Origin of the sequence: Paraburkholderia sp. OAS925, from assembly GCF_040543975.1 — a bacterium.
In the GTDB taxonomy this organism is placed as follows: Bacteria; Pseudomonadota; Gammaproteobacteria; order Burkholderiales; family Burkholderiaceae; genus Paraburkholderia; species Paraburkholderia graminis.
This window is the reverse complement of record NZ_JBEUNO010000001.1, coordinates 1,259,055-1,281,098: the sequence shown is the minus strand read 5'-3', so window position 1 is coordinate 1,281,098 and position 22,044 is coordinate 1,259,055. Positions and strand designations below refer to the sequence as shown.

Sequence of the window (22,044 nt, the reverse complement as noted above, 5' to 3'; positions counted from 1 at the left end):
GACTAGCGGCTTGCCGCAGCGAACCGTCGAGCGGCCGGGCGATATCGACGCGTGGCTGGCCGAGCAATCGCAACTCGACCAGTTGCGCTTTATCACTTGCGGCAGTGTCGACGACGGCAAAAGTACGCTGATTGGCCGTCTATTGTGGGACTCGCGTCAATTGTTCGATGACCAGCTCGCCGAACTCGTAGCGGAGTCCAGAATGTATGGCACGCAACGCGATGCCATCGACTTCGCGTTGCTGGTGGACGGCTTGAGCGCCGAGCGTGAGCAAGGTATCACCATCGACGTCGCGTACCGTTTCTTCGCGACCCGCCGGCGCAAATTCATCGTGGCGGATACGCCCGGCCACGAGCAGTACACGCGCAATATGGCGACAGCGGCATCGACGGCCGCGGTCGCCATATTGCTGGTCGACGCACGGCGCGGCATCCAGACTCAGACTCGCCGGCACGCGTTCCTCGCGTCGCTCTTCGGCATTCGCCATGTCGTGCTGGCCGTGAACAAGATGGATCTCGTCGGCTTCGACCGCGCGACGTTCGACAAGATCGAGGAGGACTTCTCGCGCCTCGCCCGGCCGCTGCATTTCGATGAGATCGTCGCCATACCGGCCGCCGCGCTCCACGGCGACAACATCACGCAGAGGTCTGCGCGCACGGTCTGGTACACCGGCCCCACGTTGCTGGGTTATCTCGAGACGGTCAATGCGACCGCGCGGCCGCAAGCAGACTTTGCTCTGCCCGTGCAGTGGATCAATCGTTCGACCGCGGACTTTCGCGGCATCTGCGGTACGGTGGCCGCCGGTGTGGTACGCCGTGGAGACGAACTACGCGTGACCTCGTCGGGACAATGTGCGCGCGTCAGCGACATCGTGACATTCGACGGCAATCTCGACGAAGCTCGAGCCGGCGACGCCATTACAGTCGTTGTCGACCGGGACATCGACGTTTCGCGCGGCGATGTGCTGACGCTGGCGTCGCAACCGCTAGAGGTCACCGATCAGTTCAGGGCCACCGTCATCTGGATGCAGCATCAACGCGGCCTGACAGGCCGCAAATATGAACTGAAGCTGGCGAGCCAGTGGGTCGGCGCGTCGATCACCGCGATCAAGCACCGGATAAACGTCAACACGTTCGCGCTCGAATCCGCACGCGATGTCGGCATGAACGACATCGTGGTGTGCAACATCGCCACGAGCAAGCCTGTTGCTTTCATGCCTTACGAGAATTCGACGACGCTAGGTGGCTTTTTGCTCGTCGATAATTTCACGCGCAATACGGTGGCCGCCGGCATCATTCATCACAGTTTGCGCCGGTCGCAAAACGTACACCGCCAACCATTGACCATCACGCGTGAAGATCGCGAACAGCAGAACGGACACCCGGGCAAGGTTATCTGGTTCACCGGTCTTTCAGGCGCGGGCAAATCGACGATTGCAAACGCACTCGAAGTCAGGCTTCACGCATTAGGCAAGCGCACGTATATCCTCGACGGTGACAACGTTCGTCAGGGCCTGAATAAGGACCTTGGCTTCGAAGAGGCGGACCGCGTCGAAAATATCCGTCGCGTGGCGGAAGTCGCGAAGCTGATGATGGACGCAGGGCTCATCGTGCTGACGGCATTCATTTCGCCGTTCCGGCAGGAGCGTGAAATGGCGCGTCAACTTATCGGCGCAGATCGATTCGTGGAGGTCTACGTGAATGCTTCGCTGACTGTCTGCGAACAGCGCGATCCAAAGGGCCTGTATAGGAAAGCGCGAAATGGACTGCTGCCGAACATGACGGGCATCGACAGTCCCTATGAAGCGCCCGAACATGCGGACGTGACGATCGACACGGGCAATACGTCGATAGAGGACTGCACCGACATGCTGGTGCAGTCGCTGGACTGCTGATTCAGGCGTCGTTGTACGTGGGCGCAGACCAGCCATAGACAATCGCATCAGCCGCGGCGCACAACACGCGCGCCGCGCGCTGACGCGCAGCGACGCTAACGTTCAGCTCCGTCCGTAGGTGTCGTCGAACCGCACAATATCGTCTTCGCCCAGATAACTGCCGGACTGCACTTCGATCATGGCCAACGGCACCTTGCCAGGATTCTCGAGCCGGTGTTTTTGCCCGAGCGGAATATAGGTCGACTCGTTCTCTGACAACAGGAACGTTTCGTCGCCGCGCGTAACCAGCGCAGTGCCGCTCACGACGATCCAGTGCTCGGCGCGATGGTGATGCATCTGGAGCGAAAGGCGCGCGCCCGGATTGACTACGATCCGCTTGACCTGAAACCCGCGACCGCTGTCGATCGAGTCATAGTAACCCCACGGCCGATAGACTTTGCGGTGATATCCCGCCTCGGTCCCTTTCTCCGCCTTGATACGCGCGACGATGTTCTTGACGCGCTGCACTTCCGAGGTCTTCGCGACGAGAATTGCATCGGGCGTCTCGACCACCACCAGGTTCTCCGTGCCCACACATGCAATCAGGCGTCCTTCGGAATGGGCGAAGGTGTTCACCGCTCCATCGAACATCGCCCTGCCTCGTGCAACGTTTCCTTCATTGTCTTTCGGCAACAGATCCCAGATCGCGTCCCACGAGCCGACGTCCGACCAACCCGCGCGCAGCGGAATCACCACCGCCTCTGCTGGCGAACCGGCGTCGCCGAGATGCTCCATGACAGCGAAGTCGATGGACTCCGACGGACACGCCATAAACTCCGGCTTGCCGACGCGGAGGAAATCCTGGTCCGTCACAGAAGCAGCAAAAGCACGCTGCGACGCTTCGGCGATAAGCGGACGATAGTGGTCGACCAGCGTCAACCAGACCGACGCGCGAAGGACGAAAATGCCGCTGTTCCACCAGAACTCACCGGACTGCATGTAGCTTTCCGCGAGGCTCAGGTCAGGTTTCTCGACGAAGCGCTGAAGGCGATGTCCGCTTCCCTGGCCCACCGCTTCACCCACCTTGATATAGCCGTACCCGGTTTCCGGCCGCGTAGGGACGATGCCCATCGTGACCACCTGCCCCGTCGCCGCATACTCGGCGGCTTTGGCCACAGCGTCGGCGAACGCTGCGACGTCGCCGATGACGTGATCGGCGGGCATGGCCACCATGATTGCGTCCTTGCCGCCTTCCGCCAGCGCGAGCGCTGCAAGGGTGAGCGCCGGCGCCGTATTGCGGCCCGCCGGCTCCAGAATGATGACGCCGCTTCGGCCAACGCGCCGGAGCTGCTCCGCCGTAGTGAAACGATGGTCTTCGCCACACACGACGAGCACGTCTTCAGCAACCGGCCGCGTTGCGTGAACCGCATCGAGGCGGCGTGCAGTCGATTGAAGAAGCGACTCTTCGCTGAGAAGCCCGATCAACTGCTTGGGAAAGTGCTCTCGCGACAACGGCCACAAGCGCGTGCCCGAGCCTCCGGCCAGAATTACCGCCTGCAGCGGCAGCGAACCTTGCGTCGGCGACGCACTGTCCTGATGAGAAGATACCGTCGAATTCATAGTACTTTGGCGCCAGGTGATCAGCGAACAATGACCCTGTTGATGGGCCACTGCGCTCAGTTCATGACTGCTGCTCGGAAAGCCGCCGCGTTTCGGGCATCTCCCGCGTACTCGTAAAATGCAGCCCGAGTCGGAAACGTAGACAGGATTGTCTGGAAGAAGCACAGCAGTTCAGTCAACTGCTTGTTTCGCAAGAAAGTCAGGAATGCAGCGAGATCCCGTTCGGCCAGCCCAGCCGAGAATAGTCGCGGCCCCGAAGCGAATAACGCCTGTGCAATCACCGCAGCGATTTCGACCCGCACCTTGCTGAGGTCTTCCTTGATCGTGTTGCTTTCGTGGACGCGATAAACGATATGCTCGTGCTCGCGATCAAGAAACACCGAACTCTGCGCATACGCAAACATCAGGAAATCCAGATCGTGGCAATAGCGAAGCGGCTGGAAGCCTCCCGCTGCATCCCATAGCGCGCGCGAAAACACCATGTTCGATGTGGTCGCAACGAAGTTCTCGTTGAGCAACGCGAGCTGCGGCAGCCCTGTGTCTTCGAGAAAATTCGCGGCGCGGCCCAGCCAGTCGATCGCGACGCCTGCATTCTGCCGCACGCCGTTATCGTCCATGATGCCCGGTCTGCCCGCGATCAACCCGACGCCGGGACGGTCCTGCACGATGGCCCGCACTCGCTCCAGTTTGGTGGGCGCGAAGACGTCGTCCGAGTTCAGCACCGCAATGTATTCCGAGCGGCTGATCCCGATTGCACGATTGATCGTGTTGTGCGCGCCAGCGTTTTCCTGCTTGTGCAAGGTGGCATACGGCACTTTCGCCAGCATCTGCTGCGCAAGGACGAAACCATTGTCCTTCGAGCCGTCGTCAATGAGGATGATCTCGTCGGCGGGCGAAGTCTGCGACAGCACGCTGTCGAGCGCGGCCTCGATGTAGCGCGCGTGGTTGTACAGCGGCACGACGACCGAAATAGTCGGGGTCGTGCGCACTGGCGATGTCCGGCGTGGTTTGAAGATCGACATGATGGCGGCTGGCAAAAAAGTGACGGTGCCGACGGATAACGCCGTCGGCTATTGAATATCGGTGTCGAAGAACGGGAAATAGCGTGACCTGTACCGCAAATCGCGCGAGCGTTCCTTGATGAAGCGGGCCGGATTGCCTGCAACGATCGTGTACGGCTCGACGTCGCGCGTCACGACCGAGCCCGCGCCGATCACCGCACCTTCGCCGATCCGCACACCCGGGCTGATGATAGCGCGCGCGCCGATCCACACATGGTCTTCGATCACCACCGGTTTGCACAGGCAGACAAAGTCGGGGTTCTGCGGATCATGCGTCAGCGTCTGGATCAGCGTGTAGTGCGACACATTGACGTTGTTGCCGATCGTAAGCGGCACGCGGCCGTCGAGATACGTGTAACGGTTGATCACCGTATTGTCGCCAATCGCGATGTGATAACCGGTCACGAAACAGCCCATCGCAATACTCGAATCCCGGCCGATCCTGACCTGGCAAAACCGCCTCAGAAACCAATGCCGAATCCCGTACGGCATGTAGTTCATGAACAGATGGTTGCCCAGATAAAAACATACAGCAGGCTTGAAACGCCACCTGATGAAGCGATAAAACTCTTTTGCACGTCCCAGCATGTCGCCCTCTCGCCTTGCTAGTGGCTCTTTTGCCGAACCACGTTTTCGATGATCTCTTCATACCGTTTGACGATCTTCGAGAAGTCGAAACGCTCGTAAATCTTTTGACGGCCAGCCTCGGCTCGCGCGCGCCACTCGTCGCGATTGGACGCCATGTCGTTCATCGCGCCGGCAAGCACGGGTGCGATTGCATAACTGCGCGGCGCGTAAGCCAACTCGTCCAGAAGCCTGGAGTTCAGATCCGGCGTATCGCCGTACTCGTTCGGCACGAGAATGCCGATATCGTTGTTCTCGATCACTTCGGCGGACGCGCCCGTGTCGGTCAGGATCATCGGCTTGCGGTAAAACATTGCCTCGTTCATCGCAATGCTCCACCCTTCGATAAACGAGGGCAACAGGAAAGCGTCCGACACGCGATGCACGTCTTCGACATCGGGGAAATAGCCCGGCATCAGAATATGCTGGTCCAGACCATGCTCCTTGAGATACGCACGAAGCTCCTCGACATGCGGCGGATAAACGACGTTTCCAACGCAAAGTATCTTGACGTCGCGGCGCTGCCTGAGCAGATGACGCATGGCGTCCGCCATGACGTAGTGGCCTTTGTGCAAGTTGTAAGACGCGATATTGGCAAACACATAATCGCTGTCGGCAAGGCCCAGTTCCGCGCGCGTCAGCTTGACGGGCTTCTTTTCGCGCGCTTCGTGTTCGGAAATGATGAGGCCATTCGGTACGGTAACGATCTTGTCCGCATCCACGCCCAGGTTTCGCACCGCAAAGCGTGTCGCGTTGTTCGACACTGAGACATAACAATCGACGTATCGGTCGTCGCGCGCGAACGCCTTGGCCTGCGCCGGCGAGAAAAAGGCATACACGTTGTGAATGAACGTGATGTTGGGAATCTTGTGCCGCGCAAAAAGCGGATACCCCGCATTCGAAAAATGCGACATGGCCACGTCGATTGGCAACTCGCTCAATAACCGGTCGTAGGCGCGCTGCGGGTCATCGGCCGGCAAGCCGATCACTCGCAGGCCCGCATCGCGCGCGACGGCACCCAGATGCCCAACCTTGCCGGGCGTCACGATGGTCACATCGAAGCGTTGACGGTCGAAAGCTATCGCCGAGTCGAGCACGACCTTTTCCAGACCGCCTTTGTCGAACGATGCGAGTTCGATCAGCACACCTAGCTTGCCGTCCGTGCGACGCGGCGGACGCTTCCTGAACAACGAAAAAATAGATTGCAACATAAAGTGCCCGGGGCAGTTCGTTCGATACGATCGGTTAGTGGATGTGGAACGCGCTAGGCTCGATAACGCGCGAGTTGTCGATCAGACCAACCGAGTCGAGCAACGCCGAGAACTTGTCAGCGACGCTCTCCACGGAATATTCCTCGGCGGCTACGAGAAAGCCTGCGTCGGCAATGCGCTGCCACAACTGCGCGTCTTCGTGTAACCGCACGATGGCCGCCGCGATCTCTTCGGCAGTCTCTCCTTCCAGGACGTGCTCGCCGTCGACGAGGCCCATGCCTTCGCTCGCCATCTTGCTCAGTACGCAAGGCAGGCCATGCAGCAGGCTCGACACAACCTTGCCCTTGATGCCCGCCCCGAAGCGCAAAGGAGCGACGGAGAGCCGGGCCGTGCTCATGACCTCGTCCAGATCCTGGACGAAGCCGACGATCTTGACACCGGCAGCAGGATTGTCGAGCGCACTGATTTCCGGCGTCACATTGCTGCCGACAACGCGCAGTTCGGCACTCGGCAAATTCCGGCGCACGATCGGCCAGATTTCGTTGACGAGGAACATGACCGCATCGATATTCGGCCGATGCGCGAAGCCCCCGACGAACACCACACCCGAGCGATCGGCAAACGTACTGGCCGAGCGCACAGGCATTCGCGGAATCGGAATGCGGTGGACATTCACTTCCGGCAACGCGGCCTTGACGATGTCGTGTTCCAGCCGACTCACCACGATGGTCGCGTCGGACAAGGACATCGCACGGAGTTCCTCGCGGCGCAGCGTCAACGCATAGTCGAGCGCTTCGGGCGAGCGTTCATGAATGGCAATGCGCTCCTCGCGCAGATAATGCAGATCGACCGTGCCGAATACGATCTTGGCGCTCACTTGCCGTTCGCGAAGCGCGCAGATCACGTGACGGGCCACGACGACGCGCTGCACCAGCACGACTTGCGCGTCTCTCGACTCTTCGAGTACCAGATGATTCAGATGATCGAGATCGGTCGCGTATTGAACCCGCACGCCCCAACGGCGCAGTGCGTCGGCGTAACTTTCGAGCGGTTGTTCTTCGAACGCCGCGATGAAGCTGACCTGATAGCCGAACGCATGAAAAATCCGCATGTACCAGAACAGATCGGCGGACCCGGAGTCCTGGTCGGGCTTCGGCACAAACGCGTCGATCATCACGATCTTCGGCCTTGCTGCAAGCTTCAGCACGGTCCCATCGGCCCCGGAGGCAGCGAAAACTTTCTCGAATCGCTGACGAACCGACCACCGCTGGTGCGCGTCCTCCCATTTGCTGTTTGCGTCGCTGGAAGCCGCACGGTCGACCTTCGAGACCGGCAGCCGGGTGAAGCGCGCAAAAGGCTGCAGGAACGTGTTCTTGCCAAGCGTGGACAACAACAAGCCGATTGAGACCAACCCTGCCTGAAACGGGTCGTCGTTGCCAAAGTGCCCGCCTATCGCGCGCCAGGCATCCGCGCGCATCGCTATCAAACCGGGCCCCGCGCACGTCACGCGCATGACGGCGTTGACCGCCGGGTCGTCCGGTGTCAGCCCCGCGCAGTTCGGTCGCAGCCGCGCATCGGCTTCAATGGCGGCGCCGGCCGTCTCCACGGTATCGGCATCCTTGAGAATCAGTGCGCCGAGCGCTGCCGCATCGGGGAAGCGCGCAAACGCTTCGTCGAGTGCGGCAAGCCAGCCGGGATGAGCGACCAGCCGATCCGAAACCAGCACGACGAATTCGCCGCTCAGTTGGCCGATGCTGTCACGCAATGCCGCGAGCGACCGGGACGTGTTGCTGTCGCCCAGGAAGCCGACACCGTATTGCCCGGCGAGTTCCGTATTGGCTGCGCCCACAACGGAGACTGCGTAAGGCACGTCAGAGGTATGGGCGCTGAGTGCGGCCAGACATTTCGCCAACGATCCGTCGTTGCCCGATTCAAGGACAAAGATGGTTGCGCGCGGTTGCGCCGCCTGGGTAAAGCGGGCCGGCGATTTGGGAATCGCGGGCAGCCGGCCAGCCGGCAACGCGACGCGCGAATTGCCTTCATGAGCAGGCAACGCGTTGCCACGGCCAAGCGCGCGGGCGAGTTTGCGCCTCGCGGGCCTCAAACGCGTGACGACGCCGCGCAGTGGCTCGGTAAGACGCCATGACGCGGAATGGACAAGCGCATCGATCTGCGCGCGCAATCTATCGTTTTCAAGCCTCAGCGCTTCGTCGGATGGGCCGCTCGGGATAGCCTGCTGGGTTTGCAGCGCCCGCAACGCCGCATTCGAGTTCTTGACCTGCCGCGTCAATTCGGCCAGTTGCTCATAGATCTGGGACGGTTCAACCTGCGGCACATTGGCAGCGGCATTGGCAGTCGCATTTGCGCTCGCCAACAACTGGTTCAGGCGCTCGATTTCGTTGTTGCGGATAATAATTTCTTCGTTCAGCCGCACTGCTTCCTGCGTAAGACGGCCGATTTCGGCGTCTCGCGCGAGCACTGCCTCGGTCAGGCGTACGGTCTCGCCGGTCAAATGTCCGATCTCGTCGCCACGGGCAATCGTCTCGGTCGTCAGGCGTGCGATCTCGACCGCCTGATTGCCGATGTGCCCGTTGCGCGAGTGGTCATAGCGCGCGAAAGAAAAGCTCCCTTCGAGAACGTCGTCATTCGGCTCGGGCAACGGACCATCGGAAGCGATCGCGACGAAATAGACCGGGTCGACCATGCTCTCCGTCGCCGTGTATTCGCCTATGTCCGTCTCCGACCAGTACGTGACTTCGCGCGCGCCTTTGCGCCCCTCGCGGAACAGCATTGAACCTGCCGTGGGCTTCTGTTCGTAAAGCACGAAGTTCTTGAAGCCGGTCTTGAGCCACTGAACGAACTCCTCGCGATCGAGCTCGCGCACATGATATTCATTCGGCGGTGCGCCAGGCGGCGAGTAAATCGGCCGATTCGGCGTCGATATGATCATCAGGCCGTTCGGGCGCAGAACACGCCGGGCTTCCTGCATGAACGCCTCGTGCTCATGGAAGTGCTCGAGTGTTTCGAACGAGTTCAGGATATCGACCGAAGCGTCGGGCAACGGAATAGCCGTTGCGCTGCCATGCTCGTAGCGCAGATTCGGTTGCTCGCCATAGCGCTTGCGGGCGTTTTCGACGGCCTGGGCGTCGATATCCACGCCCACTACGGATTTCGCCGACTGTGCCAGCACTGCAGAACCGTACCCTTCGCCTGACGCGATATCGAGCACTTCCTTGCCTTCGCACAACGGCGCGGAGAACAGATACCGATGGTAGTGTTCGTACTGAATAGGACCCGCCACGCCGGGAAGATAGCGTTCCCCGGTAAATTCATGGCCGCTCTCCGCGCCTTTGAACCGGAATGTTCTAACTCGTGTTGTCATATTTGAAATCCTGGGCTACTGGCTGACTTAGCCTGGTGAAACTGTCGGTTGTTTTTTTAAGGCCCGATCTTGCGAAGCGTGCGTGAAGCGCCGCTGCTGATACGGTCGCGGCGTCAGGGCACGGCGCTCACGTCGACATGAAGCATCGGGATGCCGAGAAGCGCGTGATGAACTCGTGAGGCGTGCGACTGGAGCGGCAATGCATCATGAACCCAGTGAAGCTGAACGTGGTTGTACTGAGTGCCTTCCGCCACTGCGACATTGATCGAAAAATGGCCCTTGGGCAGGACCGGCATGACGAACGAAAACTCCGCGCAAAGAACGGAGTTAGCCTCACAGTGCACAGGGCGGTCTGCGAAAGTACCGAACGTGTTTTCGCCGAACAGATCCTGGCCACGATCGTTCTTCAGAAAGAATCCAACGATCGGGGAAAAAAGCGATTCGCCCACATGAACCGACACCTGCAAGGTCACCGGTTCGCCGCCAACGACCCACTCGAGGCGGCGTTTCGCTTCGTCGACGAGCGCGACGTCGACGATATGCGCGCCGCCTGCTCCGAACGATTGCGACTGGCGATTGAAGGCCATGACCTGAATGTCGTTGCGCAACGAAGACGCGTTGATGAGCCCGCGCCGTTCGTCGCACGACGCGACGCTGCGAGGTTTTACCGGAACCCGCCCGCTCGTGATTGAGGGCGCAGAACCGGTGTATCGGGCTTCGAGATACGCGGCGCACACTTCCTCGGGATCGCCCTGGGCCATCACATGGCCGCGGTCGATCCAGATAACCTTGGAACACAGCTTCTTGATTGTCGAAGTGTCGTGGCTCACGAAAAGGATCGTGCCGCGCTTCTTGAATTCGTCGAGAAAACGAAAACACTTCTGATTGAAGAAAGCGTCGCCGACAGCAAGCGCCTCGTCGATAACGAGAATGTCCGCGTCGACATGCGCAATGACCGCAAACGCAAGTCGCACGAACATGCCGCTCGAATAAGTTTTGACCGGCTGGTCGACGAACTCGCCAATGTCCGCAAAAGCGACGATATCGTCGTACCGTTCGTCGATTTGCTGGCGAGTCAGACCGTAAAGCTGCGCGTTCAGGTAGACGTTCTCGCGCCCCGTGTACTCCACGTCGAACCCCGAGCCGAGTTCGAGCAGCGCGGCGACTTTACCGCGCACAGCGATGTCGCCCGCCGTCGGCGCAAGCGTTCCGCAGACGATTTGCAGCAACGTGCTTTTGCCGGACCCGTTGCGGCCGATGATCCCCACGGTTTCCCCGGCTGCGACCGAAAAGCTGACGTCGTGCAGCGCCCAGAACACACTGGATAGTGCGTCGACACGGCGCAATGCGGCGCGCTTTGCAAGCGCGCCCGGCGAGAACCGCGCCGCGACGCCTAACATGCTTTTCTTCAGCCGGTCGGCTGGGCGCTCGTAAGAAGCAAAGCCCTTACGAATGCCCGAAGCTTCGACTGCCAAGTTTCCCGACATATGGTTTGTTCCTTAACCGCTCTCGTATCGCTCTCCGGCGCGCGAACGCATCCTGGCCGCAGACGCGGACTTAACGGCCTGATCAGAGTGGTGCTGAGTAACCGACGATTTTACCGCGTTTCATTCATTTCACAATATGATAAAACCACAGTCGCCGATGATTACGTGATCATGCGAATAGCCGGCCGCGCGCTTCTGCGGAGGGTCGCTGCCTGTGCGAGCAGATTTGCGGCAACGCGCCGCCGATATTCATTTACAGCATTTACACTTCGAGACATGAGGGCCGGCTTCGCGGGGTTTCGAGCGCAGCCGCTATGCGATAATGCGTACCCACCCATATACAGCTCATCTCCGGCAAGCCACTCGTTGCCGGTTGATCCGACCGCGTCGCCCGACAAGCCGGATGCCTCTCGTCAGCAGGCATCAACCGAGGGCGTGTGCCTGTCGGATGACGCCGTATCTCACTCCATCTTTGTAGAGCATCGACGACCGACTTATGCATAGTTTTAGCGTTTCGCCACGATACCTCGCTGCATCGCTGGTGAAGAATCGGCGCCTCATGTTGGACCTCGCACGCCGCGATGCAGTGGGGCGATACAAAGGTTCATTACTCGGCATATTGTGGTCGCTGCTTACTCCCCTTCTGATGTTGACCATCTACACGTTCGTGTTCAGTACGGTCTTCAAATCGCGTTGGGGCGGCGGTGCCGCGGGCACCGAAACAGCGTCCAAAGGCGAGTTCGCCGTCGTCCTGTTCGCCGGGATGATCATGTTCAATCTGTTCTCCGAGTGCGTGAGCCGCGCGCCGACCTTGATCCTGTCGCATGCGAACTTCGTCAAGAAAATCGTCTTCCCGCTTGAGATTCTCCCTTGCGTGACGCTGCTTTCCGCCATGTTCCATCTTTGCGTCAGCGTGTTCATCCTGCTCGTGGCGGAATGGTTGATCGTCGGGTCAGTGCCGCCGACAGCGTTTCTGCTTCCAGTCGTGCTCGCGCCTTTGTGTGTGTTCATACTCGGCATCAGTTGGACGCTCGCGGCGACCGGTGTCTATCTGCGCGACATCGGACAAACGATAGGCATTCTGATCACGGCCCTCATGTTCCTGTCGCCCGTCTTTTTTCCGGTCTCGTCGCTGCCGGAACGCTTTCGCACGTTTGTCTATCTGAACCCGATGACGTATCCCATCGAGCAAAGCCGCGATGTGCTCGTGTGGGGCCACTCCATCGACTGGAGCCGCTGGGGCATCTATACCGCCATCGCCGTTCTCGTCGCGTGGCTCGGGTTCGGATGGTTCCAGAAAACGCGACGGGGATTTGCGGATGTCATCTGACATTGCCATCCGCGCTGCGTCGCTGACCAAAGGCTTCGAGTCGTACGAGCAGCCTTCGGACCGCCTCAAGCGCAGTGTCCTCGGCCTGCTCGGCACCCTTGCGCCGTTGCCGCCGCTACGGCGAGCGTTGTTCAAACGCGCCCAGGACTGCGTTCGCACCTTCTGGGCCCTGAAGGGCGTCGACTTCGAGATCGCCCGCGGAGAAACGGTCGGTATTATCGGCCGGAACGGCTCCGGCAAAAGCACCTTGCTGCAGATTGTCTGCGGAACACTGGCGCCCTCCGGCGGCGAGGTGGAAACACGCGGCAGGATTGCGGCGTTGCTGGAGCTCGGCTCCGGCTTCGACGTCGAATACACCGGCCGCGAAAACATCTACATGAACGGCCAGTTGCACGGGCTGAGCCGCGACCAGATCGACGCGCGTCTCGAGCAGATCATCGAGTTCGCCGATATCGGCCACTTTATCGACCAGCCGGTAAAAACCTATTCCAGCGGCATGTTCGTGCGGCTGGCCTTCGCGGTGATCGCCCACGTCGACGCCGACATACTGGTGATCGACGAAGCGCTCGCCGTGGGCGATGCGTTCTTCACGCAAAAATGCATGCGGTTCCTGCGCCGGTTCCAGCAAACGGGCACGGTACTGTTCGTGAGCCATGACTCGTCTGCGGTTCGCAGCCTGTGCTCGCGCGTGATCTGGCTCGACCGTGGCGTGATTCGCGAGACCGGGGAAGCCAGACACGTCTGCACCAGTTACTTCGAAGCTTTCTACCGCCAGCAGCAAGGCGAAGCCACGTCATGGGCAAGCGCCGAGGACCTTGGCGAAAGAGGGTCGGACATCAAGGCGCCGGCGGGGCTGACACGACAACCGGCGCAAGCGCAAACCGCGGATCAGCGGCAACGCTTCATTGAGAACGCGGCCACGCCGGGCGTGACGCTCACCGCGCTTGACGTCGACCCACATAGCCTGCCCACGCAGAGAGATACACCGCTCATCGAGTCGGTGGAACTGATCAGCGAACAGGGATCGCCGGTGAGCTGGGTGGTCGGTGGCGAGCGCGTGCTGCTGCGCATCCGTGCGAAGAGACCGGAGTCCGGCTCGTTGCCGGTGTTCGCCTTCTTCGTGAAAGACCGGCTGGGTCAGCCGCTGTTCGGTGACGACACCTCGCTCACGAGCACCGGCGACAACGCAGCGTTGCGCGAAGCGCCCGCGGTCGAGGCGGAGTTCGTGTTCGACATGCCGATTCTGCCGCCCGGCGATTACGCGTTTACAGCGCTGGTGCTTACCGAGGCTGCCCATGTTGCCGGCACAATCGCCGTACAAGATTGTGTGCACGACGCGCTGATCGTCAAATCGGAGTCAACGAGCGTGACGACCGGTCTGGTCGGCGCGCCGATGAGCAACATAGCGCTCTTCGTTCGAGATGAAGTAGAACAGGCGTGACATTCGCTTCGCGCCTGAATGACCTGAACCAATGGAATAACGCGATTCGTTCGCGCTTCAAAAAATGACGTCTGGCCACAATGTCGGCGACCCCAGGCCCGCTCCGCTTCCACGTAACGCGCCTGCTGCATCACACGAGTCGGAACTCGCCGCAGCAACCCAACGCGCCGAGGTGCTCGAGGAAAAACTGGCGTTCGCGCTCGAGAAGCTGACCCACTACGCGTCAGTAGAAAACGAGCGGGTACGACTCGAAGTCGAACTGCAACGCGTTCTTACCTCGCCGTCATGGCGTATCACCGCGCCGTTGCGTCGCGTGTCGGCGATGGCCCGTGCGCTCCGTCTTGTCTGGGGGACCATCGAGCGACAGGCCGAAGCGCAGGGCGGCTACGCTGGCGCGCTCGGCTACTACGCCAAAGCGCTGCGCCGCGGCGGCATAGCCGGCGCACGCGATCGCCTGCGCCGCTTGCAAAGTGGCGCAGGCTTCGCAGACAGACCGCCTTCGGAAGCCGTCTACAGTGCGTGGATCGATCGCTTCGACACGTTCGGCGAAGCGGAGCGAGACAAGGCGAACACGATCATGGCGACGTTCGCGCGTCAGCCGCTGATATCCGTCGTCGTGCCGACCTATAACAGCGACCCGGTGTTCCTCGAAGCCATGATCCAGTCGGTGCGGGATCAGATCTATCAGAACTGGGAACTGTGCATCGCAGACGACGCCTCGACGAGGCCCGAGCCGGCGCAGATTCTGCGCCGATACGCGGCGCTCGATCAGCGGATCAAGGTTGTGTTCCGGGAGGTGAACGGCCATATCTCGGAAGCGAGCAATAGCGCGCTGTCGATTGCCACCGGCGAATATGTCGCGCTGCTGGATCACGACGATGTCCTGCCGGCTCACGCGTTGTTCTCGGTGGTGCGCTATATCAACAAGCACCCCGACGCACGAATGTTCTACAGCGACGAGGACAAACTCACCGCTGACGGCAAGCGCGCGATGCCGTACTTCAAATGCGACTGGAACCCGGAACTGTTCCTGACGCAGAACATGTTCTCTCACCTGGGCGTATTCGAGACCGCATTGATCCGCGAAGCAGGCGGCTTTCGTAAAGGCTTCGAAGGAAGCCAGGACTACGACCTCACATTGCGCTGCGTGGAAATCGCAGGGCATGACAAAGTCGTCCACATTCCTCACGTGCTCTATCACTGGCGCATCGCGCCGGGCAGTACCGCCGGCAGCGGCAGCGAGAAGCCGTATGCGCTGCTGGCCGCCATTCGCGCGCTGCAGGAGCACCTGAAACGCATCGGCGCGGAAGCGACCGTCGAACAGGTCTTCGACGAGCCGGCCATCCTGCACGTCCGCTATGCGGTGCCTCAGCCTGCACCCAAGGTGTCATTGATCATCCCGACACGCGACGGCGTTGACCTGCTTCGCCAGTGCATCGAAAGCGTTCTATTGCGAACCATTTACCCGAACTACGAAATCATCGTGGTGGACAATGGCAGCGTCAAAGAAGAAACGCTGAGCTACTTCGCGCAGATTTCGGAGAAGAGCAACGTTCGTGTTGTCCGCGACGATTCGCCGTTTAACTACTCAGCGCTTAACAATCGCGCGGTGGCTATGGCCACTGGCGACTATCTTTGTCTGCTGAACAACGACATTGAAGTGATTTCGCCTGACTGGCTCAACGAGATGGTCGGCGTTGCCTGTCAGCCCGGCCACGGCGCGGTCGGCGCGGCGCTCTGGTATCCGGACAACACGTTGCAGCACGGCGGCGTGATGATCGGCCTTGGCGGTGTCGCGGGCCATATTCATCACAAGATGAAACGCGGGCTGTTCGGTTATTTCGGCCGGGCGGTCGTGCGGCAGAACCTGTCCGCGGTCACGGCGGCCTGCCTCGTGATCCGCAAGTCGATCTACCACGAAGTGGGCGGCCTGAACGAAGAGCTGGCTGTCGCCTTCAACGACGTTGACTTCTGCTTACGCGTAGGCGAAGCCGGTTACCGGAATGTGTGGACACCGCACGCTGAGCTGTACCACCATGAATCGGCCACGCGCGGTTCGGATATGGACCCGGACAAGCGCGACAGGTTCGTCAGCGAGGTTCGATGGATGCAGAACCGTTGGGCGAGTAAGCTGGAATATGATCCGGCATACAACCCGAACCTGACGCTGAACCCGCAACTGCCGCTGTTCACGCTAGCCGACCCGCCGCGCACCCACATACTCGATTGACACCCCGAATGCGTGGGTCAAACCAGCGGCCGTTGCCGGCCGCTGCGGCGTATTCACTGCCGACGGTACGCACCAAGCCGCCCGCGCCAACCGTCGCGAACCCCGCGCCACGCCATCGCAAGGTGGTCTTTTCGCTGCTGCGGAAAGAAGCAGTAAATCAGCACGCGTATCGGGAGTTTGATGAGCTCAGTGCTTTTCCATGCCATCGGCATCGACGGGCGCTTGATCAACGCAACGACGTTGCGGAACTGGTAGTAGTGCCGCAATGGGCTATGCATTGGATAGTTGCGCCCGAGCACGCGGACCGGCTCACCGCCGAGCTCGTGACTCATGCGCACACCCAGGGGACACCGAGAACCTGGAAGCCTTTCCGCTTTGCGCGCACACACCATTCGAGATCGACGAAATCGATAAACAGCGCGTCGTCCATCGGACCAATGCTTGCCCACCAGCGCAGGTTGATACATGAGCCCGAGGTAATCAGAAAGTCGACATCGATCGGCTGATTGCCTGTTGGCGATACACGTTCCAGCGCCCACCATTTGAAGCGAACGAACGATGCGACGCCGCGCAAGCGAGGGTCGTCGTAGGCGGGCCCGACCAGCGCAACGCGTTGTTGCGACGCGTTGGCGCGCGCGATGATCGCCGGCAACTCGACAAACAGCGATCCGGGCGGTTCGCTGTCCTGGTCGAAGAGGATCGCGACTTCGAAATCCTCGCGAATGAGTATGTCGATACCCTGATTGATCGCGGTGGCAATGCCGAGGTTCTCGCCGTTCGGCAAGTATTCGATCGAATCCGATAAGCCCAGATCGCGGGCGGTAGAGACTGACGGCGTGTTTGTCGATGACAACGCATCGCATGAAGGACGCGAGGCGGTTGGCGCGCTGCACGCAGGCCGCGTCGGGATGGTAGAAAACCACGACTGCGCCCGAACGCGGCTTCGGCGGCTCGCCATTCACTTCGTTGACATGCATAGGCGCAAAGCGTCCCGCCAGTCGGGCGCGCGTACGCCAAAGCTGGCAGCGAGCTTGTCGTTCGACATCCGTGAGTTGCTCGGGCGTGTGGCCGGCGTCGGATACGACGCAGCAGGTATGGGCTTCACCGTGGGCTTCTTCTCGAGTTGCGAATACTCGAAAATAGCTTCAGCGAAACCGTGCCACGACGTACTGCCCGAGGCGGTCAGGTGATAAACGCCTGAATGCTTTTCCCACCAGTCGGACTGATTCGGCGCAACGGCTTGCGCAAGCACGTTTGCGCTCAGGGCCGCAATCGTGTTGGACCACGTCGGCGCTCCATACTGGTCGGCAACCACGCTGAGCTCATCGCGCTCTGCGCCGAGGCGCAGCATGGTGAGCAGGAAGTTTTTGCCCCGCGCCCCATATACCCAGCTCGTGCGGAAAATCAGATGCGCGCAGCCGGACTGCGCGATCGCCTGTTCGCCCGCGAGCTTGCTCTTGCCGTACACGTTTTGTGGATTGACCGCGTCGGTCTCGACATACGCGCCGGCCTTGGTGCCGTCGAATACGTAGTCCGTCGAATAGTGAACCAGCGCAGCGCCGAGTCGCTTCGCTTCTTCCGCGAGCACGCCGGGCGCTTCCGCGTTCAGACGCATGACCGCGTCGATATCGGTTTCGGCTTTGTCGACCGCCGTGTGTGCAGCGGGATTTACGATGAGTGCCGGCTTCACTTCGCGCACGACGCGCCGCACCTGCTCCAGGTCGGCGAGGTTCAGCGCGCTGCGCTCCAGCGCGACGACTTTGCCCAAACCTTGCAGCGTGCGCGCCAGTTCAAAACCGACCTGGCCATTGACGCCGGTCAGAAGGATCGTTGGTTGATCACCCGCGCTCATACGACCTCAGGAGAAATGCTCAGCGTCGGCGAGGCGCTTGGCCGCCGCATCTTTCGCCGCGAGCAGCGGCTCGAAATCAACAGGCCATTCGATACCGATGGCGGGATCGTTCCAGAGAATGCTGCGCTCATGCTCGGGGAACCAGTAGTCGGTCGTCTTGTAGAGGAACTGCGCGGACTCCGACAGCACAAGGAAACCATGCGCGAAGCCAGGCGGCACCCACAATTGCCGATGGTTCTCCATCGACAACGTCACGCCAACCCACTTGCCGAAGTTCGGCGAACTCTTGCGAATATCCACGGCGACGTCGAACACTTCGCCTTCCACGACACGCACGAGCTTGCCCTGCGCATGTTGAATCTGATAGTGCAAGCCGCGCAGCACGCCTTTCGCGGAACGCGAATGATTGTCCTGCACGAACGTCACGCCAGCCTCGACATGCTCCGCGAATTCCACGGCATTAAAGCTCTCGTAGAAATAGCCGCGCGCATCGCCGAACACCTTCGGCTCGATGATCTTGACTTCGGGCAGCGCCGTAGCGGTTACTTGGATGGCCATGCAACTTGGTCCGTAAGAATGTTTTGCAGATACTGCCCGTAGGCATTCTTCGCGAGCGGCGCGGCGAGCGCGAGCAACTGCTCGGCGCCGATCCACTGCTGGCGATACGCGATTTCCTCGGGACATGCGACCACGAGGCCCTGGCGCTTCTGCAACGTCGCAATGAACGTGGCCGCTTCGATCAGCGAATCATGCGTGCCCGTGTCGAGCCACGCGTAGCCGCGACCCATGATCTCGACATTGAGCGCGGCGTTGGCGAGGTAACGCGAGTTGACGTCGGTAATTTCAAGCTCGCCGCGCGGCGACGGCTTGATGTCCGCCGCGATGTCGCAGACCTGCTTGTCGTAGAAATACAGACCCGTGACCGCGTAATTCGAGCGCGGCTTCGCGGGCTTCTCTTCGATGGACAATGCGCGGAATTGCTTGTCGAACTCGACTACACCATAGCGCTCCGGATCATGCACGTGGTAGGCGAACACGGTCGCGCCGTCGGCCTGATCGTTCGCACGCTCTAGCTGCTTCGCGAGATCATGACCGTAGAAAATGTTGTCGCCGAGAATCAGCGCCGACGGGTCGTTGCCGACGAACTCGCGCCCGATGATGAACGCTTGCGCGAGGCCGTCCGGCGAAGGCTGAACCGCATACTGAATGTTCATGCCCCACTGGCTGCCGTCGCCGAGCATGGCTTCGAAGCGCGGCGTGTCCTGCGGCGTGGAGATGATCAGCACGTCGCGAATGCCCGCCACCATCAGCGTGGACAGCGGGTAGTAGATCATCGGCTTGTCGTAGACCGGCAGCAGCTGCTTCGAAACGACATGGGTGATCGGATAGAGCCGGGTGCCGGATCCGCCCGCGAGAATAATGCCTTTGCGCGCCATGACCGTGCCTTTACGCGCGTTGCGCGTAGTTGGTCTCAACCCACTTGCGGTACTCGCCCGAAGCGACTTCGTCAGACCATGCCTGATTGTCGAGATACCACTGAACAGTTTTTGCCAGACCCGTTTCGAATGTCTCCGCGGGCTTCCAGCCCAGTTCGCGCTCGAGCTTGCGGGCGTCGATTGCGTAACGGCGATCGTGGCCCGGACGGTCCTTCACGTAAGTGATCTGGTCGCGGTACGAACCGGCCGTTTTCGGACGAAGCGTGTCGAGCAGATCGCACAGCGTGTGCACGACCTCGAGGTTCTTCTTCTCGTTCCAGCCGCCGACGTTGTACGTTTCGCCCGGCACGCCGCGCGCGAGCACTTCGCGAATCGCGCTGCAATGGTCGCCGACATACAGCCAGTCGCGCACGTTCTGACCGTCGCCGTACACCGGCAGCGGCTTGCCGCCGAGCGCGTTGGCGATCATCAGCGGGATCAGCTTTTCGGGGAACTGGTACGGGCCGTAGTTGTTCGAGCAGTTCGTGGTCAGCACCGGCAGGCCGTACGTGTGATGGTACGCGCGCACCAGATGGTCCGAGCCCGCCTTGGTCGCCGAATACGGGCTATTGGGCGCGTACGGCGTGGTTTCGGAGAACTGCGGATCGGTCGCGGACAGGGAGCCGAAGACTTCGTCGGTCGAGACGTGCAGGAAGCGGAACGCTGCCTTCGCGGCTTCGTCCAGCGTGTTCCAGTAGCTTCGCGCGGCTTCGAGCAGCGTGAACGTACCGACAACGTTGGTTTGCACGAAATCGGCCGGGCCGTGGATCGAGCGATCAACATGGCTTTCCGCGGCGAAGTGCAGCACCGCGCGCGGCTTGTGTTCGGCGAAGAGCGCGTCCATGGCGGCGCGGTCGCAAATGTCCGCGCGCACGAAGACGTGCTTCGGATTGCCTTGTTGCGACTTGAGCGTGCCGAGATTGCCGGCATAGGTCAGCTTATCGACGTTCAGCACCGCTTCGTCCGACGTATTCAGCCAGTCGAGCACGAAATTGGCGCCGATAAAGCCGGCACCGCCCGTAACCAGGATCATGAAATTCCCTTCCAGATATCAGCGACGGCCCGACATTCATGAGCCGGCCGCTCGCCACGCGTTGTGGTGTTCGATTATTGCGGCGCCCGCGGCCTTGCACGGCACGCAGGCGCTTGGACGCCAATCTTATGAAGCCCAGATTATAAAGCCGCGCGGAGCAAAAACTAGAACCCTAACAACTTGAAACAGCTTGACAAGTATGGTTTCCGGTGCAGTTTGCGAAGTCGCATAGGGGCGTTGATGCTTGCCGGGTCGGCGGGGCGTATGCAAAAGATTAACGCGCGGTCAGATGCTCAGGCCGAAAGGCAAATCGCGGCGTTGCGCGAAAGGAATCGAAAAGCATAGAAGGGACATGCCGCGGACCGCGTCATTGTGCCGCCGGCGGCATTTGCAGGACGGGCGAGCGCCCGTCCATGAGCTGTAGGCGCTTCAGGCCGCGAGCATCCAGCGCAGCGTATCCATGAACGGAATGGCTTGCACCTCGGGAACCAGCGAGCGCAGTTTGGCGGGCGAACCGGCAAGGACCTTCACATCCGTTTGGCGGACGAAAGCCGGATTGACATGCACTTGCAGCTTATGTCCGGTCATGTCGCTGGCCGCGGACAGAATCTCGCGCAGCGTATACGGCGTGCCGGTGCAGACGTTCACCGTCTCTCCTGCCGCATCGGACGTCAGCAACGCTTCGTAAGCACCCGCCACATAGCGCACGTCTGAGAAATCGCGCGCAACGTCAAGATTGCCCAGCTCGATAGATGGCTCGCGCCGCGCGAAATGCTCGACGATCTTCGGCACCAGGAAATTGGACGCCTGGCCGCGCCCGGTGTAGTTGAACGGCCGCGCGATCAGGATAGGCAGCCGCTCGAACCACGTATGCACCATGGTTTCCATCGCCGCCTTGCTCGCGGCGTAGTGGTTGACGGGCGTGAGCGGGAAGCTTTCGTCGATCGCATCGCTCGTCACGTTGCCGTACACGTTCGCACTGCTCGCGATGAGCACCTTGCGCGGCGTGTGGCCGGTCGCGGCGCACGCTTCCAGCAGGTTCAGCGTGCCGATCACGTTGACTCGGTAGAAGTCGAGCGGATCGTCATGGCCGACGAAGCTGATCGCCGCAAGATGCACGATGTAGTCCGGCCGCACGGTTTCCATCACATGCCGGCAGTTTTCCGGCGACGTGATGTCTAGCCTCAGGCGCGTGGCCGTTTCGGGCTCGTCATGCCCGGCAAAGGTTTCGATCACGGTATGGCCGCGACCGGCGAGGTTCTCAACCAGATAGCGGCCAGTAAAGCCGCTCGCTCCAGTGACGAGCGTGCGGACGGGTTGCTTCGCATGGGAAGACGACATGCTTTCTCCGTTCACGAGGGTCAGCCTGTTGTGATGCAATATTGCGCCGGTCGTTCACTGCGGCGGATGCGAACTGCCGCCAGC

The 22,044-nt window shown here is 60.7% G+C and carries 15 protein-coding genes and 1 pseudogene; 4 read left to right on the top strand and 12 right to left on the bottom strand.

From position 1 onward, the window contains the following. Nucleotides 1–10 precede the first annotated feature (10 nt). Nucleotides 11–1,894 carry an adenylyl-sulfate kinase gene (gene cysC / locus ABIE53_RS05580; protein WP_376914789.1) on the top strand — a complete coding sequence of 628 codons (1,884 nt, stop codon included), beginning with the start codon at nt 11–13 and terminating at the stop codon, nt 1,892–1,894. A gap of 102 nt (nt 1,895–1,996) precedes the next feature. Here cysC and ABIE53_RS05575 read toward each other — a convergent pair whose 3' ends face one another. The 6 genes from ABIE53_RS05575 to ABIE53_RS05550 form a co-directional block, all read right to left on the bottom strand. Next, on the bottom strand, nt 1,997–3,493 hold the full coding sequence (locus ABIE53_RS05575) for a mannose-1-phosphate guanylyltransferase/mannose-6-phosphate isomerase (protein WP_192700127.1): 1,497 nt from the start codon (nt 3,491–3,493) through the stop codon (nt 1,997–1,999). 56 nt (nt 3,494–3,549) lie between these two features. Further along, a complete protein-coding gene (locus ABIE53_RS05570) occupies nt 3,550–4,515 on the bottom strand; it encodes a glycosyltransferase family 2 protein (RefSeq protein WP_192700126.1) in 966 nt (321 codons plus the stop codon). 48 nt (nt 4,516–4,563) lie between these two features. Then, a complete protein-coding gene (locus ABIE53_RS05565) occupies nt 4,564–5,142 on the bottom strand; it encodes an acyltransferase (RefSeq protein WP_053857624.1) in 579 nt (192 codons plus the stop codon). Between the two features lie 17 nt (nt 5,143–5,159). Continuing rightward, the gene (locus tag ABIE53_RS05560) at nt 5,160–6,389 is read right to left on the bottom strand and encodes a glycosyltransferase family 4 protein (protein ID WP_192700125.1); all 1,230 of its coding nucleotides are present in this window, start codon (nt 6,387–6,389) and stop codon (nt 5,160–5,162) included. A 34-nt stretch (nt 6,390–6,423) separates the two neighbouring features. Next, nucleotides 6,424–9,771, bottom strand: coding sequence for a methyltransferase domain-containing protein (locus ABIE53_RS05555; RefSeq protein ID WP_192700124.1), 3,348 nt, complete (start codon nt 9,769–9,771; stop codon nt 6,424–6,426). Between the two features lie 113 nt (nt 9,772–9,884). Beyond that, nucleotides 9,885–11,258: an ABC transporter ATP-binding protein gene (locus ABIE53_RS05550; protein WP_192700123.1), complete on the bottom strand. Its 1,374-nt coding sequence runs from the start codon at nt 11,256–11,258 to the stop codon at nt 9,885–9,887. Nucleotides 11,259–11,754: 496 nt separating this feature from the next. Here ABIE53_RS05550 and ABIE53_RS05545 point away from each other — a divergent pair, with 496 nt between their 5' ends. The 3 genes from ABIE53_RS05545 to ABIE53_RS05535 all read left to right on the top strand — a co-directional run bounded on the left by ABIE53_RS05545 (nt 11,755) and on the right by ABIE53_RS05535 (nt 16,259). Then, nucleotides 11,755–12,588 carry an ABC transporter permease gene (locus ABIE53_RS05545; RefSeq protein ID WP_053857620.1) on the top strand — a complete coding sequence of 278 codons (834 nt, stop codon included), beginning with the start codon at nt 11,755–11,757 and terminating at the stop codon, nt 12,586–12,588. Further along, complete coding sequence (locus ABIE53_RS05540; RefSeq protein ID WP_192700122.1) at nt 12,578–14,029, top strand: ABC transporter ATP-binding protein; 1,452 nt, start codon at nt 12,578–12,580, stop codon at nt 14,027–14,029. Before ABIE53_RS05545 ends, ABIE53_RS05540 begins: the two co-directional genes overlap by 11 nt. A gap of 322 nt (nt 14,030–14,351) precedes the next feature. Continuing rightward, complete coding sequence (locus ABIE53_RS05535) at nt 14,352–16,259, top strand: glycosyltransferase family 2 protein (RefSeq protein ID WP_376915763.1); 1,908 nt, start codon at nt 14,352–14,354, stop codon at nt 16,257–16,259. Nucleotides 16,260–16,312: 53 nt separating this feature from the next. Here ABIE53_RS05535 and ABIE53_RS05530 read toward each other — a convergent pair. From ABIE53_RS05530 to ABIE53_RS05505, 6 genes and pseudogenes are all read right to left on the bottom strand, one after another. Further along, nucleotides 16,313–17,236 (bottom strand): annotated as a pseudogene (locus tag ABIE53_RS05530) (glycosyltransferase family 2 protein). Then, a complete protein-coding gene (rfbD, locus tag ABIE53_RS05525; protein WP_192700120.1) occupies nt 17,218–18,111 on the bottom strand; it encodes a dTDP-4-dehydrorhamnose reductase in 894 nt (297 codons plus the stop codon). Before rfbD ends, ABIE53_RS05530 begins: the two are co-directional and overlap by 19 nt. Nucleotides 18,112–18,117: 6 nt before the next feature. After that, nucleotides 18,118–18,669 carry a dTDP-4-dehydrorhamnose 3,5-epimerase gene (rfbC, locus tag ABIE53_RS05520; RefSeq protein ID WP_053857616.1) on the bottom strand — a complete coding sequence of 184 codons (552 nt, stop codon included), beginning with the start codon at nt 18,667–18,669 and terminating at the stop codon, nt 18,118–18,120. Then, nucleotides 18,654–19,547 carry a glucose-1-phosphate thymidylyltransferase RfbA gene (rfbA, locus tag ABIE53_RS05515; RefSeq protein WP_006048652.1) on the bottom strand — a complete coding sequence of 298 codons (894 nt, stop codon included), beginning with the start codon at nt 19,545–19,547 and terminating at the stop codon, nt 18,654–18,656. Before rfbA ends, rfbC begins: the two co-directional genes overlap by 16 nt. A 10-nt stretch (nt 19,548–19,557) precedes the next feature. Next, nucleotides 19,558–20,619, bottom strand: a complete 1,062-nt coding sequence (gene rfbB / locus ABIE53_RS05510; protein WP_006048653.1) for a dTDP-glucose 4,6-dehydratase — start codon at nt 20,617–20,619, stop codon at nt 19,558–19,560. Nucleotides 20,620–21,048: 429 nt separating this feature from the next. Beyond that, a complete protein-coding gene (locus ABIE53_RS05505) occupies nt 21,049–21,960 on the bottom strand; it encodes a GDP-mannose 4,6-dehydratase (protein WP_192700119.1) in 912 nt (303 codons plus the stop codon). Between the last annotated feature and the right edge of the window lie 84 nt (nt 21,961–22,044).

Bases quoted from the DNA above. Each gene is read 5' to 3' on its own strand.
- ABIE53_RS05560 (WP_192700125.1), bottom strand. From the start codon at position 6,389: ATGTTGCAATCTATTTTTTCGTTGTTCAGGAAGCGTCCGCCGCGTCGC.
- ABIE53_RS05575 (WP_192700127.1), bottom strand. From the start codon at position 3,493: ATGAATTCGACGGTATCTTCTCATCAGGACAGTGCGTCGCCGACGCAA.
- rfbC (WP_053857616.1), bottom strand. From the start codon at position 18,669: ATGGCCATCCAAGTAACCGCTACGGCGCTGCCCGAAGTCAAGATCATC.
- ABIE53_RS05550 (WP_192700123.1), bottom strand. From the start codon at position 11,258: ATGTCGGGAAACTTGGCAGTCGAAGCTTCGGGCATTCGTAAGGGCTTT.
- ABIE53_RS05545 (WP_053857620.1), top strand. From the start codon at position 11,755: ATGCATAGTTTTAGCGTTTCGCCACGATACCTCGCTGCATCGCTGGTG.
- ABIE53_RS05555 (WP_192700124.1), bottom strand. From the start codon at position 9,771: ATGACAACACGAGTTAGAACATTCCGGTTCAAAGGCGCGGAGAGCGGC.
- rfbA (WP_006048652.1), bottom strand. From the start codon at position 19,547: ATGGCGCGCAAAGGCATTATTCTCGCGGGCGGATCCGGCACCCGGCTC.
- ABIE53_RS05565 (WP_053857624.1), bottom strand. From the start codon at position 5,142: ATGCTGGGACGTGCAAAAGAGTTTTATCGCTTCATCAGGTGGCGTTTC.
- rfbD (WP_192700120.1), bottom strand. From the start codon at position 18,111: ATGAGCGCGGGTGATCAACCAACGATCCTTCTGACCGGCGTCAATGGC.
- rfbB (WP_006048653.1), bottom strand. From the start codon at position 20,619: ATGATCCTGGTTACGGGCGGTGCCGGCTTTATCGGCGCCAATTTCGTG.
- ABIE53_RS05505 (WP_192700119.1), bottom strand. From the start codon at position 21,960: ATGTCGTCTTCCCATGCGAAGCAACCCGTCCGCACGCTCGTCACTGGA.
- ABIE53_RS05570 (WP_192700126.1), bottom strand. From the start codon at position 4,515: ATGTCGATCTTCAAACCACGCCGGACATCGCCAGTGCGCACGACCCCG.
- ABIE53_RS05540 (WP_192700122.1), top strand. From the start codon at position 12,578: ATGTCATCTGACATTGCCATCCGCGCTGCGTCGCTGACCAAAGGCTTC.
- ABIE53_RS05535 (WP_376915763.1), top strand. From the start codon at position 14,352: ATGGCCCGTGCGCTCCGTCTTGTCTGGGGGACCATCGAGCGACAGGCC.